Origin of the sequence: Spiroplasma syrphidicola EA-1, from assembly GCF_000400955.1 — a bacterium.
Lineage (GTDB): Bacteria > Bacillota_I > Bacilli_A > Mycoplasmatales > Mycoplasmataceae > Spiroplasma > Spiroplasma syrphidicola.
Map to the genome: position 1 here is coordinate 394193 of NC_021284.1, position 15245 is coordinate 409437.

Genomic DNA, 15245 nt, shown 5'->3' on the forward strand with positions numbered 1-15245 from the left:
TTTAGAAAGGAAAAACATTAAAATGAAAAAAGAATTAGCTAAAAAATATGATCCCCAAAATGTTGAACAAGATAAATACCAAGGATGAGTTGAGAAAGGTTATTTCACCGCAAAAATAACAAAAGATAACCCATCTTTTAGTATTGTTATCCCACCTCCAAATGTAACAGGAAAATTACATTTAGGCCATGCGTGAGATACCAGTTTACAAGACTTAATTATTCGTTATAAAAAATTAAATGGTTATGATACCTTATATTTACCAGGAATGGATCATGCGGGAATTGCAACCCAAGCAAAAGTTGAAGAACGCTTAAGAACGACAAAAAATCAATTGCGCCATGATTTAGGTCGGGAAAAATTTATTGATCAAGTTTGAGAATGAAAAGAAGAATATGCGCAAATTATTCGTGACCAGTGAGCAAAATTAGGGTTAGCATTAGATTATTCAAAAGAACAATTTACCTTAAATGATAACCTATCGTCAGCAGTCCAAAAAGTTTTTATTGACCTTTACGAAAAAGGATTAATTTACCAAGGAAAAAGAATCATTTCATGAGATCCAAAACAAAAAACAGCGTTATCAAATATTGAAGTAATTTACCAAGAACAAGTTGGTAAAATGTATTATTTTAAATACTTTTTAGCGAATAGTACAACCGAATTTCTAACAATTGCCACAACTCGTCCCGAAACAATGTTTGCCGATCAATGTGTTGTTGTTAATTCAACCGATGAACGTTATCAACAATATTGGCATCAACAAGTTATTAATCCCGCCAATGGGGAATTAATCCCAGTTATTTGTGATGATTATGTTGAAAAAGATTTTGGAACGGGAGCAATGAAATGTACCCCCGCCCATGATGCAAATGATTTTGAAATTGGGAAACGTCATAATTTAGCGATGCCAATTTGTATGAATTTAGACGGTACATTAAATGAAATGGCGGGTAAATACCAAGGTCAAGATCGTTTTACGGCTCGTACTAATTTAGTTAATGATTTAACGGCCCAAGATTTAGTTGTTAAAATTGAAGACCATGTTCACCAAGTTGGTTTCTCTGAACGTAGTGGGGTTGTTGTTGAACCTTATTTATCAAAACAATGATTTGTTAAAATGGATTATTTTGCTGACAAAATTTTAAAATTCCAAAGTTCAAAAGATAAAATAAATTTCTTTCCACACCGTTTTGATAAAACATTACAAACATGAATGGAAAATATCCAAGACTGATGTATTTCTCGTCAATTATGATGAGGTCATCAAATCCCAGCGTGATATCATCGCGATGATGAAAGTAAAGTTTTTGTTGGAACAGAACCACCTAACGAAACTGATTGATATCAAGATGAAGATGTTTTAGATACTTGATTTTCTTCAGCGTTATGACCATTTACAACATTAGGATGAAACTGAAATGAAGAATTATTTAACCATTATTTCCCAACTAATGTTTTAGTTACCGGTTATGATATTATTTTCTTCTGAGTTTCACGAATGATGTTCCAATCATTAGAGTTCACTAATAATAAACCATTTAATGATGTTTTAATTCATGGTTTAATTCGTGATGAAAAAGGTCAAAAAATGAGTAAATCATTAGGGAACGGAATTGATCCAATGGATGTTATTAGTGAATATGGGGCTGATACTTTACGTTATTTTTTAGTAACGAATAGTGCCCCTGGTCAAGATTTACGTTATTCGGAAGAAAAAATTAAAGCTGCTTGAAACTTTTTAAATAAATTATGAAATGCGGCGCGATTTGTCGAAATGAATCGTCCAACAGATTTTAAACCATTCACTAACTATCAAAATGAAATTAAACCACTTATCGAACAACACCAAGAATCAATTATTGATTGTTGAATTTTATCAGAGTTGACTTTAACAGTTAAAGCGGTAAAAGCTAATATGGAAAAATATGAGTTTGTGCTAGTAGCAAAAGACTTATATGATTTTATTTGAAACAAATTTTGTTCATGATACATTGAGTTAGCAAAAGTTAATTTAGGAAGTGATAACCAAGAAGTTGTCAATGGAACACAGCAAACTTTATTCTTTGTTTTAAAACAAATTATTATTATGCTCCATCCGTTTGTTCCTTTTATTACTGAGGAAATTTATCAAACCCTAAATTTAAAACCATCAATTATGCTTGAAGAGTATCCGGCTTTTGCCTTTACTTATCAAACTAACTTCTTAAATGAAGTGGTAAAGATTACGGGTTTAATCCGGGAATTAAGAACGCAATATCAAATTCCAAAAACACAAGCCTTAAGTTTAATTATTAAAACAACTGGTGAACAAGAACAAGAATTAGCAACAGCTCTTGATAGTATTAATAAGTTTATTATTCGGTTAGTAAATAGTGATATTAGTAACGTTGTAACATCATTTGGAGAAAGTAAAGAATACATTGCGGTACCATTAGAACATTATACAGTTTATTTAAAAGCCGAAGGGGTTATTAATAATGAACTGGAAACATCAAAAAGAACGGAGGAATTAGCCCGTTTAGAAAAAGAAATTGCTCGTAGTAAAAGTATTTTAGAAAATGCTAATTTTTTAGCCAAAGCAAGTCCAGAAAAAATTAAAGTTGAACAAGATAAATATGATGACTATTTAAAACAATATGCTAATTTAACAGCGGAGCAAGAATAAGGATGAAAAAAACAGAAATTAATATTATTGGTGCTGGCTTAGCTGGGACGGAAGCCGCTTATCAATTAGCAAAGCGCGGTTATTTTGTTAATTTATATGAAGTAAAAACAAAACAAAAAAATCCTGTTCAAAAACAAGATACTTTTGCTGAGTTAGTTTGTTCAAATTCTTTACGCAGTAATAGCGTTACAACCGGGGTCGGATTATTAAAAGCCGAAATGGCGCAGTTAGATTCTTTAATAATTAAAAATGCTTTAGCTAACCAAGTACCAGCTGGTGATGCTTTAGCGGTTGACCGTGATCTCTTTTCTAATGCTATTACAACTTATTTACGTAATCATCCTAATATTAAAGTCATTGATGAAGAAGTTGATGCGATTGATTTAACAAAAATAACAATTGTGGCAACAGGACCATTAACAACCCCAAAAATGCAAACAGCCTTACAAGAGTTAATTGGGGCCAATTATTTTTATTTCTTTGATGCTGCGGCCCCAATTGTTACCAAAGATAGCATTGATTTATCAAAGGCTTATTTTAAATCTCGTTATGATAAGGGCGATAGTGCCGATTATCTTAATTGCCCAATGACCAAAGAACAATATGATCATTGAGTTAATGAACTTATTAACGCTGAAACTGTTGAACTTAAATCGTTTGAAAAAGAAATCTATTTTGAAGGTTGCATGCCAATCGAAGTAATGGCAAAGCGCAGTATTCAAGCGCCATTATTTGGGCCCTTAAAACCAGTGGGATTAGGGCAAAACAAGGATGAACGACCTTATGCCGTTGTTCAATTACGCCAAGATAATGCCGTGGGAACATTATATAATCTCGTTGGCTTTCAAACCAACCTCAAGTTTCCCGAACAAAAACGACTTATCCAATTAATTCCCGGATTAGAACAAGCAAATATTGTTCGTTATGGGGTGATTCATAAAAATAATTATATAAATACCCCGTTATTATTAAATGAGCGCTTACAGTTAAAAGAACATCCTAATGTCTTTTTTGCTGGACAAATTACTGGGGTGGAAGGGTATGTTGAATCTAGTGCTTGTGGAATTGTAACGGCCTTAAATGTTGTTAATTATTTGGAAAAGCAACCAGCTGTTATTTTTCCTAAAGAAACAATGCTAGGGGCTTTGATTAATTATATTCTGCATGCTGATCAAAATAACTTTCAACCAATGAAAGCTAATTTTGGGATTATTCCCCCGTTAATTGACCAAAAATTTACTTCAAAGTTAGAAAAATATCATGCTTATGTTAAAAGAGCCCAAGATATTTTAGCTGATTTTTTAGGAAGAAATAAAATTAATTAAGTTGAAAAAGCTCTTTTATTATTACTAAAAAAATAATAAAATGTATCCAGAAGCAAGGAGAAGAGAAAAATGAATTTAGAATTGAACGCCTTAATAAATGGCGAAATGATTAATAATAATGAATGACTTGAAATTATTTCCCCAATTGATTTAAAACCATGTGGAAGAGTACCAGCTTTAAAAGCGAACGAAATTAATCAAGCTTTTAGCGCTGCTCGTCAATCATTTGCAACATGAAAAAAAACAACTTTATTTGAAAGAATTAAACTACTAAAACATTGAAGCCAATTACTATTGGAACATAAAAATGAATTAGCAAAAATTATGGCTTATGAAGTTGGAAAGGGAATTAAAGATGCGGAAGTTGAAATTGAACGAAGCATTGAATATATTGACTATACAATTGAAGAAGCAAAACGTGTTCATCCAGAAACAATGACAGGAGATGGGTGAAATATTAAAAATAAATTAGGAATATTTTCCCGAATTCCAAAAGGAGTTATTCTAGCAATTTCACCGTTTAATTATCCAGTAAACTTAAGTATTTCTAAAATTGCTCCAAGTTTAGTAATGGGAAATACCGTTGTTTTTAAACCAGCAACAAATGGTAGTTTAACAGGGTTATTTTTAGCAAAATTATTTCATGAAGCAAAATTTCCAGCTGGCGTAATTAATGTTGTGACTGGTCGTGGTCGTGATATTGGGGATTTATTAATTACAAACCCCGAAATTGATTTAATTTCATTTACTGGTTCAGTTAATGTTGGAAATCAAATTAAACAAAAATGTAATGGAAAAGAATTAGTCTTAGAATTAGGGGGAAAAGATCCAGCCTTAGTTTTAGGGGATGCTAATTTAGCTAAAACAGTTAAAGAAATAATGGCCGGGGCCTTTTCATACTCAGGACAACGTTGTACCGCAATTAAACGAGTTTTAGTCGCAGAAGAAGTAGCTGATGATTTAGTTGCAATGTTAAAAACAGAAGTTGAAAAATTAACAGTTGGTTCACCGTTAGATAATGCAACAGTGATTCCAATTATTGATGATAAATCAGCTGATTTTGTTCAAGGGTTAATTGATGATGCTTTAGCCCATCAAGCAAAATTAGTAACAGGTAATACGCGCCAAGGAAATTTATTAGCTCCAACATTACTTGACCATGTTACAACAGCGATGAAATTAGCATGAGAAGAACCATTTGGCCCTGTTTTACCAGTTATTCGTTGTAAATCACTTGCTGAAATGGTTAAAATTGCTAATGATTCTAATTTTGCGTTACAAGCAAGTATTTTTACAAACAATTTAGATCATGCCTTTTTAATCGCTGAGCAATTAGAAACAGGAACAGTAAACATTAATAGTAAATCACAACGTGGCCCAGACTCATTCCCATTTTTAGGAATCAAAGATTCAGGGCAAGGGGTGCAAGGAATTCGCGAAACGATTAATTCAGTAACCCGCTTAAAAGGATTAGTAATTAATTACTAAATAGAAAAAAACTGATTTGTTATCAGTTTTTTTATTTTTAAGGAAAAAGCCTAAGATAATTTAGTTTTTTGCTAGATACTTTCTTTTTTAAATATTTATGATATATTATATTCATAAGTAGGTGAGAATATGGAACATAAAGATAGTAATATGACATTACGCGAAGAAAAAATTGAACAACGTTTAAATGAGCTAATGCAAACAGTTAGTGATATTAATTTAGATATTAGTGATTTACAAGAAAGAGCTAGTTTAAAAAATAGCGCTGTCAAAGATGATTATGATAGCATTTCAGAAGAAGTTCAGGCTGTGGAAACAGAAATTTCCGAACTTGAATATAAGTTTACAATTTCAGAAATTTCATTGTACTTAATATTCTTAAACTTAAAATTATCATTTAATATTTTAAAAAATAAACTAGAAGTAACGAATTATTTAATTAAACTATTTTACAATAATTAGTTTATTTTTTTTATGGCAAAAGAAAGTAGAGGTTACCATGATTAATTTAAAAACAACAAAATTATTATTTTCTGATAATACTGAGCATTTATTAAGTGAGTTTCAACAAGAAAAAGGATATATTATTTACTTTTTCCCAAAAGCAAATACTAGTGCTTGTACCTTAGAAACAGTTGAATATAATAAACTTTATGACCAATTCAAACAAGCCGGTTATAGTGTCATTGGGGTTAGTCGCGATGTTCCAAAAAAACAACAACAATTTAAATTATCAAATAATATTGAATTTCCTTTAGTATGTGATGTTGATTCACAATTATGTAATACTTTTAATGTTTTAAAAGAAAAGAAAATGTTTAATAATACTTTTATGGGAATTGAACGTAGTACTTTTATGCTTGATAATGAATTTAACATTCTACATGAATGACGAAATGTTAAAGCCGTTGAGCATATTAGTGATGTTTTAAAATTAATTTAGATCGACAATTATTAAAAATTTATCAATGGGAGTTTAAATGAAAATACTATCACAAAATGAATTAAAATTACGCTATGAAAATCTATGAAAAGCAGTTTTCATCTATTCTTTGCCAACAATTTTTGTTATGACAATTTCAGCATCTTATCCATTAATTGATAAGTTGATTTCATTGTCGTTTGTAACCCAAAATGTCCTTGATTATCAGCCGTATCTCGAATGATATAAAAATAATATTAGTGTTAATAATGGGATTTTATCCCCTCAAATTGCGAAAGAATTTGTTAATATTGCCACCCAAATATCTTCTCAAATTTATAACTTGTTATTTTCTTTTGCTGTTTTAACTGCTTTAGGAAGCTCTATTTCGTTTTCTTATCGTTATGGGCAAGTTAACCGCGAAGAGGCAAAAATTATCTCTGGTAATTCCGTAACAATTACCTTTCTTTTTTCGCTTTTTGCTGGACTTTTTGTTTTTACGTTAGTTTTTCCAAAATGAGATAATATCATTATTTTTATCCAATTATCAAAAAAAGGAGCTTGAATTATTCAAGATTTGACTTGACGTTATATTTGACCAATGTTAATTGCTAGTCCCTTAATGTTTATTAACTTTTTATTATTAACATTATTAGGAGCCGATGGGAAAGGGAAATGAGCTGCTTTAATTACGGTTTTATCAATTGTCACTAATGCTGTATTTGCCATTATTTTTGTTAAGGCCGGGAATTTATTATTAGAAGGGGCAATTTTAGGAACAATTGTTTCGTGAGGTATTTCAATCACAATTAGTATGATTATTATTTATAAAAGTCAGGATTCATACTTACGTTTTCGTTGACATGATCTTTATACTTTGAAAAAAAATAATCTTAAAAAAATCTTTCAGTTAGGTTTACCATCATTTTTAAATAACTTAGCAATTGTTTCTGTCGCAATTCTTTCAGCAACGATGATTGCGTATTTACCTGGCCAAGTAGAACAACGTAATCAGTATGGTTCTTCTATTTTACAGCTATATAATAGTGCGATAAGTCCCTGAATTATGCTATTTACTTCGGTTGCGTTAGGGATCAGTCAGGGTAGCAAATCTTTAATCAGTTATAGTTATGGAGCAAAGCAATATCATAAAATTTATCAAATTACCTGACGGAGCTTTATTTTAGTAACAGGATGATTAGTGATTGTCTTTTTTGTCTGTCTTTTGTTTGCTCCTAGTTTAATGCGAGTTTTTGCCTTTCCCCCGGAAAGTGTTAATGAAGTTCGTTGATGGGTTATTTTGATGACAATGAGCTTCCCTTTAGCAGGAATTTCTTTTACGGCAACAACGTTATTTCAAGGGATCAATAAAACAAGACTAGCAACAATTGTTTCATCATTACGTGCGATTATTGTTTTACCAATTCTAGTTATTATTGGCTATATCATTGCCCATGCTTTTGATGATGGAACAACTTATAGTAACTGGTATTATTTTTTAGTAATTGGTCTTAATGACTTAATTTCAGGCTTAATTGTCGGGATTATTTTAGCTGTTTTCTTATCAAAACGTAAGAATTCGTTTTTAAAAAAACCAACCGAAAAAACGGAACAGCCTTTAATTTAAAGGGTTTTTACCACCTGTCACCTTGGAATTTAGTATAATATTATATACTGTGGATATAATAAAAGCAAGAAAATTTAGAAATTTTTTGATTTTTGTAGTATAATATTAATGTACGGGTAAAAAATTAATACAGGGGGTTAAAACTATGAACAATCAAAGCAAAGGTAACGAAAATGTAGGTGAAACAAATAATGGACCACTAATCAATAATAAGTTAGCTGATAATGCAAACATGGCCAATAATAAAGTAATGAGCCAAAATAATTCACAAACAGTTACAAATATTGCGAATACAAGTACAGGGGTAAATAAAAATCAGGTGATTAATAATCAAGGGCCAAAGCCAGCACCAGGGCAAGTAATTGGTTCTATTAAGCCAGTAAGACCGGGTGAACCAATTAAAACAACAGTTGATAATAAAGCTAGTAACCAGCCAAGTGGCCAACCAGTAAAACCAATTGGGCCATCAAATCAACCAGGTCAGCCAATTAAGTCAAATCAGCCTAATCAACCAGCACAACCAGGTCAAACTAATAACAATGATTTAATTAAACAACTAATGCAAGAAAATCAAATGTTAAAAAATCAACAACAAAACAATATTGGTCCTGGTTTTAATAATGGTTTTTTAACACCATTATCTAATCCAATGCAATACCCAGGTCCAAGAATGCCAATGATGGGTGATCAATATAATCAATTTATGGGTCAACAAATGTTTTCACCATTTGCCCAACAAGGTCATGGTCCAGGTTTTAACCAAATGGGTATGGCTGGTGGTCCTGAGCAATCAATTCACTTTAATAAACCAATTTATCAAGCTATTGTTTATCAACCTTATGTTTTACCACCAATTAATAATGGTCAACAGCAAAACATGCAGGGGATGAATATGTATGATGTAAATCCTCAAAGTTTATCAATTAATCCATTAAATCTTGCTTATGGTCAACAACAAAATAATCCATATTATTTAAATGCCCCATCAGCTAACCAATTCCAAACTGCTCCTGGATATCAACAACAACAGTATCCACAACAAAACTATTATCAACCTAACCAACCACCTGTAATTGGTCAAGATTCAATGAATATGGGATATAATTCACAACAATTTGTTCCAGAAAACCAAGGATATGATTTTGACAACTATAATAATGACAATTTAGCAACAGATAATCATTTTGCAATTATGAATCCAGAATTATCAAGTAAAGAAGATTATATTGATCAATGAGATGATGTTAATAACATGGATAATGAATTTATTAATGATGAAGATCAATATTATTCAGATAATTATGAAAATGATGATAATTATCCAGCTGATTACAATGATGGTTATGATGAAGATTTAAATTCAGACAATTATGATGATTTAGGGGCTGATAATTATGACGATTTAAGTCCAGAAAATGATGCTTTATTAACTAAAAAAGAATTAAAAGCGAGTGCTAAAGCAAAAAAAGTATGAGAAAGAGATCAAAAACGTGCCAATAAGAAGAAATTACCTTTATGAGCTAAAATTATCATTAGTTTATTAGTAATCTTAGTGGTTGCCGTTGGAGTCTTAACAATTGTTTACTTTAATGTTCCGGCTTTCCAAGAAATTGTTAATGGGTGATTTGGTATTACAAAAACCTTTAACCCATGGTTCTAAAGATATTAGCAATAATATCTTTTTTATGCATTAAAATAATAAAAAAACTAGACAGGAGTATGTCTAGTTCATTTCTATTATATATAATTAATTTTATTTTATAAAGGGTTTAAAAATATGAAAAATTTATATTAATTTTAGGGTTTAGTTGTTGTATTTTTTTAATTTATCTATTTTACTGGTGGTAGTTGCACTACTTTAATTAAGAAAAATCATAAGACAAATCCCAAAATTACTAATAATGGACTTGTGAAGAAATTATTTTGTTGTTGAGAACTAATTTTTTTAGCAACAGGGGCCAAAGATAATTCTTGTTCTTCTTTTTCAATTACAACTGTTTCGCTATTATTGGTAATAGCATTATTTTCATTAATTTCATTATTAATAATAAAGGCTTGTTCATAATCATTATTATTAAAAATATTTCATAAAACTTGTGAAGTTGATTTTGGGGCAAACAGACCAAAAGATAGTTTAATTTTATATAAAATTTGGAAAAACTTTTTTTTCACTGTTGTCACCCCTTTGATAAGTTGATATTAACATAGACAAGATAAAAATAGCAATAGTTTTTTAATCATTTTAAGTGATTTTATTTACCAAATAGGGTAATATTGAATAGTAAATTAACACTAAGAGGAGAGTATTATGAAACAATATTTGAAAATGGTCGAATTTGTTTTAGCAAATGGCCAAGAAAAAGCAGATCGAACTGCAACAGGAACAATTTCATATTTTGGTTATCAGATGCGTTTTAACTTGAATGAGGGGTTTCCGTTATTAACAACAAAGAAAATTCACTTTAAGTCAGTCGTTCACGAATTATTATGGTTTATTGCTGGGGATACTAACATTAAATATTTAGTTGATAATGATGTTCGGATTTGAAATGAATGACCATATGAAAAATTTAAAAAATCACAAGAATATAATAATGAAACATTAGCTGAATTTGTTGAAAAAATTAAAACTGATGGTGAATTTGCGAAACGCCATGGTGATTTAGGGCCAGTTTATGGTAAGCAATGACGTAATTTTAATGGTGTTGATCAATTAGCACAATTAATTGAAAATCTTAAAACGAATCCGTTTTCTCGCCGCCATATTATTAGCGCCTGGAATCCGGCGGAAATTAATGAGATGGCTTTACCACCATGTCATACATTAATGCAATTTTATGTGTCAGAAGATAAAAAACTAAGTTGTCAATTATATCAACGTAGTGCTGATGTTTTTTTAGGAGTTCCATTTAATATTGCCAGTTATGCTTTATTAACATATTTAATTGCGCAAGTAACAGGCTTAGAACCTGGTGATTTTGTCCACAGTATTGGTGATTGTCACATTTATCAAAATCATTTAGACCAAGTAAATGAACAATTAACCCGAACACCGCGCTCCTTACCAACCTTAAAATTAAATCAGAACATTACTTCGTTGTTTGATTTTAAATATGAGGATATTAGTTTAGAAAACTATGATCCAGCCCCTTTAATTAAAGGAGCTGTTGCTGTCTAATGATTAAACTATTATGAGCAATGGATGAAAATCGTTTAATTGGGGCGGGTAATAAATTACCATGACATTTAAAAGAAGAGTTAGCCCATTTTAAAGCAACAACTTTGGGAAAAACAATTTTGTTTGGTCGTAAAACCTATGAGGGGATCGGTAAAAAACTACCTGATCGTAAGATCTTTTTATTAACCCATCAAGAAGATTATAAAATTGATGACGTTGATGTTGAAGTTATCAATAATTTTGATAATATTATAGAGAAATATAGTAAAAATCCAACAAATGAAATTTTAATTTGTGGGGGCAAAAAAGTCTATGAAGATTTTTTACCCTATGCAGATATGCTAATTATCTCAGAAATTAAAGGGCATTATGTTGGAGATACCTATTTTCCTGGCTTTGATATAACCGCTTTTCAACAAATAAGTGAAGTTGTTAAACCCGGTTTTATTATAAAAGAATATATTAGGAAGGAAGAAAATTAGATGATTAATGGCTGAAAAGTCTTTCTAACTTTACCGCGCTTTTTAAGAACTTTGACAAAATCAAAAAGTATGGCGAAAAAAGTAAAGCGAGACCCCAATTTAGTAACAGAAGAATATCGCTATCATTGATTACAAAAAAGATGTCGTTATTTTTTATGACTTTTTGATATTAAATTAATTGTTCACAATCGTGATAATTGAATTGATAAAGGATGTTTAATGGTTGCAAACCACCAATCAAACATTGACCCGGGAATTTTATTTAGTTTAAATGATTTTAGTAAAACAGCACCATGTGCTTTTATTGCCAAATTGGAATTACAAAATGATAAAACTTTTAAACGTTTTTTAACATTAATTGATGTTTTATTTTTAGATCGTAAAAATCCTCGTCAAGCATTAGAAGTTATGCAAGAAGCAAATGAATTAATTCGCATTCCCCGCACAATGGTGATTTTTCCTGAGGGGACTCGTAGTCACTCAGAAGAAATGGGGGAATTTCAAGCGGGAAGTTTTAAAATTGCCCAAAAAGCTCATGTTCCAATTATTCCTGTATCAATCGTAAATTCATATCGTGTTTTAAATAAAAAGGCAAAAAAAAGAGGTCGCAAATATGTTCATATTGTTTTCCACAAACCAATTAAACCAGATACGTTTATGACAAAACCAACTGACTTAATTGCTAATAATGTTAAACAAATCATTCAAAAAGGCCTTGATCAATTTGCTAATGTGGATGATAAAAAAGCATACCATGAATATAAAAAAGAATTAAAGAAAAAAAGTTAGGATAGATAATATGGATATTTTAAATTTCATTGAAAAAAAGAAAAATGGTCAAGAATTAACAAAAGAAGAAATTCATTACTTAATTTCTGAATATACGAATGGGATTATTCCCGACTATCAAATGGCGGCTTTTTTAATGGCAGTTTATTTTCAGTCAATGTCAGCGAAAGAAATTTTTTATTTAACGGAGGCAATGGTTAATTCAGGAGAAACTTATGATTTATCACAAATTCCTGGTTTTAAAGTTGATAAACACTCTTCTGGGGGTGTTGGTGATAAAGTTTCATTGATTTATGGCCCACTTGTCGCTTCTTTTGGCTTAAAAGTTGCGAAAATTTCTGGTCGTGGTTTTGGTCATACGGGGGGCACAATTGATAAATTAGAAAGTTTCCCAGGCTTTAAAACTAATTTTACTTTCGATGAATTTGTTAAAATTATTGAAAAAACTAATATGTCAATTATTTCCCAATCACAAGAAATTGTCCCAGCGGATAAAAAGATTTATCAATTACGCGATGTAACCGGAACTTCTGATTCATTACCGTTAATTGCTTCAAGTGTAATGTGTAAAAAAATTGCAACGGGAAGTGATGGGATTGTGTTAGATGTTAAAAGTGGTAGTGGGGCGTTATTAAAAAGTAATTCAGAAGCACGTGAATTAGCCCAAATTATGATTGAATTAGGGTTGGACTTTAATAAAAAAGTAGCAGTTATTATAACTAATATGTCACAACCATTAGGGCATGCAATTGGTAATTTAATTGAAATTTTTGAGGTTTTAGAAGTATTACAAGGGCGCGGACCACAAGATTTAATTTATATTAGTTGTAAAGTTGCTGCGTTAAGTCTTTGCCAAGGGGGGATTTTTGATAACCTGGATGAAGCCTTTGCTGCTTGTGAAGCACGCTTAAAAACCCCAGAACCATTAAATTATTTTAAAGCTTTTATTAAAGAACAAGGGGGCGATTTAGCAATTATTGAAAATCTAACCACAATTGAGAATTTATTAAAAGTAACTAATAGAATTGAAATTAAAGCAAAACAAGATGGTTATTTAGAAATCTTTAATACGAGTGAACTTGGGTTCTTAGCATCACGCTTAGGGGCTGGGCGCAGTGAAATGACCGATGAAATTGATCATAAAGCTGGAATTTATTTAAATAAAAAACATGGCGATGTTGTGAAAAAAGATGAAGTTATTATGACATTATATACAAATCGTTACCCAACCCAAGCAATTTATGAATGACCAGATAAAATTTATCGTGTTGTTGAAAAAGCCCCAAAAGAACAAGAACTAATTTATGACATTATTCAATAATTAATAACAGGCTTTGAGTATATCAAATAAAATGATATACTTTTTTTTGGCAGTTATTATTTTTAATCAAAATATTTCATTATTGCAAAAATATCGTTATTATTAATTAAAGAGATTATTAACAAAGAAAGGAAAATTGGCAATGGAGCGCTATGAAGTTAATTTAGAACAATTTACGGGCCCGTTAGATTTATTATTACATCTAATTAAGGGCAAAGAACTTGATATTTTTACAATTAGTTTAGCGCAATTAACCGACCAATTTACTAGTTATTTAGCCGATGTTAATAACCTTAATATCGAAGTGGCAGCAGAATATTTATTGATGGCCAGTTACTTAGTGGAAATTAAGACGAAATTATTAATCCCAAAACAAGAAGTCGAAATTGAAGATAACTACGAAACTGATTTACGCAATGAATTAATTGCCCGCTTATTAGAATACAAAAAAATTAAAGAAGTGACAAAATACTTTAAAGAACAACATGAACAAGGGCGCCAGTACTTATCAAAACCAAAAACAATTATTAAGGGAAACAAAGTGCCTGATGAACAATTACCATTATCGCCAAAAATTAATGTTGATAAATTAGCTAATACCTTTTTAAAAATGCTGGAACGAATTAATTTACAGCGCCCCTTACAATCAAATATTGTTATTAGCGAAGTATCCCCAGAAGATATGGCGGTTAAAATTGTCCAGTTAATGGGTGAAACATCAAAAACATGATTATTAGAAGAATTATTAAGCCATTTTGAACCAACGTTACAAGTTTTTGTGGCTAGTTTTATTGCTTTACTTGATTTAGCACGAAGTCAAAAAATTGTGATTGAACAATCCGATCACTTAGAACAAATTTATCTTACTTTTCAGAAGTAATAAGGAGGAAAACAAATGAATAATGCAGAAAAAATCGCTTTATTAGAAGGATTATTATTTTTAGTCGGCGATGAAGGAATTATGTTGGATGAAATTTGTGAAGTTTTAGAGTTAGAACCCCAGGAAGTAACATTATTATTAACTGAGTTAGAAGAAGAATATCAAAATAATACTCGCCGCGGTTTTATTATTACCAAATTTGCAAAAAAATACCGGTTAACAACCAAAAAAGAATATTATAGTTTTTACTTAAAATTAGCCAATAATAAATTTGAAAGTAAACTATCCCAAGCAGCTTTAGAAACCTTGGCGATAATTGCCTATCGAGGACCAATTTCGAAACCAGAAATTGAAGATTTACGAGGAGTTAATTCCGATAATGTTATTCATAAATTAAAAGCCCGGGAATTAATTAAAGAAGTTGGTAAAAGTGAAATTGCTGGAAAACCAATGAACTATCAAGTAACGGAAGAATTTTTAAAGGTCTTTAAATTATCATCGTTATCAGAGTTACCAGAATTGCAAGAAGCAAAATTAGAAGATGATGAGGAGTTATTTAAATAAG

The 15245-nt window shown here is 30.6% G+C and carries 14 protein-coding genes; 13 read left to right on the forward strand and 1 reads right to left on the reverse strand.

Features of this window, described 5'->3' with window-relative positions; genetic code table 4:
- Window positions 1–22: 22 nt before the first annotated feature.
- The 7 genes from SSYRP_RS01815 (at window position 23) to SSYRP_RS01845 (ending at window position 9690) form a co-directional block, all read left to right on the forward strand.
- Window positions 23–2668, forward strand: a complete 2646-nt coding sequence (locus SSYRP_RS01815; protein ID WP_016340606.1) for a valine--tRNA ligase — start codon at window positions 23–25, stop codon at window positions 2666–2668.
- Between the two features lie 2 nt (window positions 2669–2670).
- Window positions 2671–3993, forward strand: a complete 1323-nt coding sequence (gene trmFO, locus SSYRP_RS01820; RefSeq protein WP_016340607.1) for a methylenetetrahydrofolate--tRNA-(uracil(54)-C(5))-methyltransferase (FADH(2)-oxidizing) TrmFO — start codon at window positions 2671–2673, stop codon at window positions 3991–3993.
- 69 nt (window positions 3994–4062) lie between these two features.
- Window positions 4063–5481 (forward strand): NADP-dependent glyceraldehyde-3-phosphate dehydrogenase, encoded by a 1419-nt coding sequence (locus SSYRP_RS01825; RefSeq protein ID WP_016340608.1) that lies wholly within the window; start codon window positions 4063–4065, stop codon window positions 5479–5481.
- A 129-nt stretch (window positions 5482–5610) separates the two neighbouring features.
- Entirely contained in the window at window positions 5611–5943 is a 333-nt protein-coding gene (locus SSYRP_RS01830) for a hypothetical protein (protein ID WP_016340609.1), read from the forward strand.
- Between the two features lie 37 nt (window positions 5944–5980).
- Window positions 5981–6424, forward strand: coding sequence for a peroxiredoxin (locus SSYRP_RS01835; RefSeq protein WP_016340610.1), 444 nt, complete (start codon window positions 5981–5983; stop codon window positions 6422–6424).
- A 37-nt stretch (window positions 6425–6461) separates the two neighbouring features.
- On the forward strand, window positions 6462–8030 hold the full coding sequence (locus tag SSYRP_RS01840; RefSeq protein ID WP_016340611.1) for an MATE family efflux transporter: 1569 nt from the start codon (window positions 6462–6464) through the stop codon (window positions 8028–8030).
- A gap of 145 nt (window positions 8031–8175) precedes the next feature.
- Complete coding sequence (locus tag SSYRP_RS01845) at window positions 8176–9690, forward strand: hypothetical protein (protein WP_016340612.1); 1515 nt, start codon at window positions 8176–8178, stop codon at window positions 9688–9690.
- 170 nt (window positions 9691–9860) lie between these two features.
- On the opposite strand, the gene SSYRP_RS01850 is transcribed toward SSYRP_RS01845, so the two are convergent.
- A complete protein-coding gene (locus tag SSYRP_RS01850; protein ID WP_016340613.1) occupies window positions 9861–10202 on the reverse strand; it encodes a hypothetical protein in 342 nt (113 codons plus the stop codon).
- 136 nt (window positions 10203–10338) lie between these two features.
- Here SSYRP_RS01850 and thyA point away from each other — a divergent pair, with 136 nt between their 5' ends.
- The 6 genes from thyA (at window position 10339) to scpB (ending at window position 15244) form a co-directional block, all read left to right on the forward strand.
- Entirely contained in the window at window positions 10339–11208 is an 870-nt protein-coding gene (thyA, locus tag SSYRP_RS01855) for a thymidylate synthase (RefSeq protein WP_016340614.1), read from the forward strand.
- The gene (locus SSYRP_RS01860) at window positions 11208–11690 is read left to right on the forward strand and encodes a dihydrofolate reductase (RefSeq protein WP_016340615.1); all 483 of its coding nucleotides are present in this window, start codon (window positions 11208–11210) and stop codon (window positions 11688–11690) included. Before thyA ends, SSYRP_RS01860 begins: the two co-directional genes overlap by 1 nt.
- The gene (locus SSYRP_RS01865) at window positions 11691–12479 is read left to right on the forward strand and encodes a lysophospholipid acyltransferase family protein (RefSeq protein WP_016340616.1); all 789 of its coding nucleotides are present in this window, start codon (window positions 11691–11693) and stop codon (window positions 12477–12479) included.
- Between the two features lie 10 nt (window positions 12480–12489).
- Window positions 12490–13800 (forward strand): thymidine phosphorylase, encoded by a 1311-nt coding sequence (locus SSYRP_RS01870; protein WP_016340617.1) that lies wholly within the window; start codon window positions 12490–12492, stop codon window positions 13798–13800.
- Between the two features lie 142 nt (window positions 13801–13942).
- The gene (locus tag SSYRP_RS01875; RefSeq protein WP_016340618.1) at window positions 13943–14680 is read left to right on the forward strand and encodes a segregation and condensation protein A; all 738 of its coding nucleotides are present in this window, start codon (window positions 13943–13945) and stop codon (window positions 14678–14680) included.
- Window positions 14681–14695: 15 nt separating this feature from the next.
- Window positions 14696–15244, forward strand: a complete 549-nt coding sequence (gene scpB, locus SSYRP_RS01880) for an SMC-Scp complex subunit ScpB (protein WP_016340619.1) — start codon at window positions 14696–14698, stop codon at window positions 15242–15244.
- The last annotated feature ends 1 nt before the right edge of the window (window position 15245 follow it).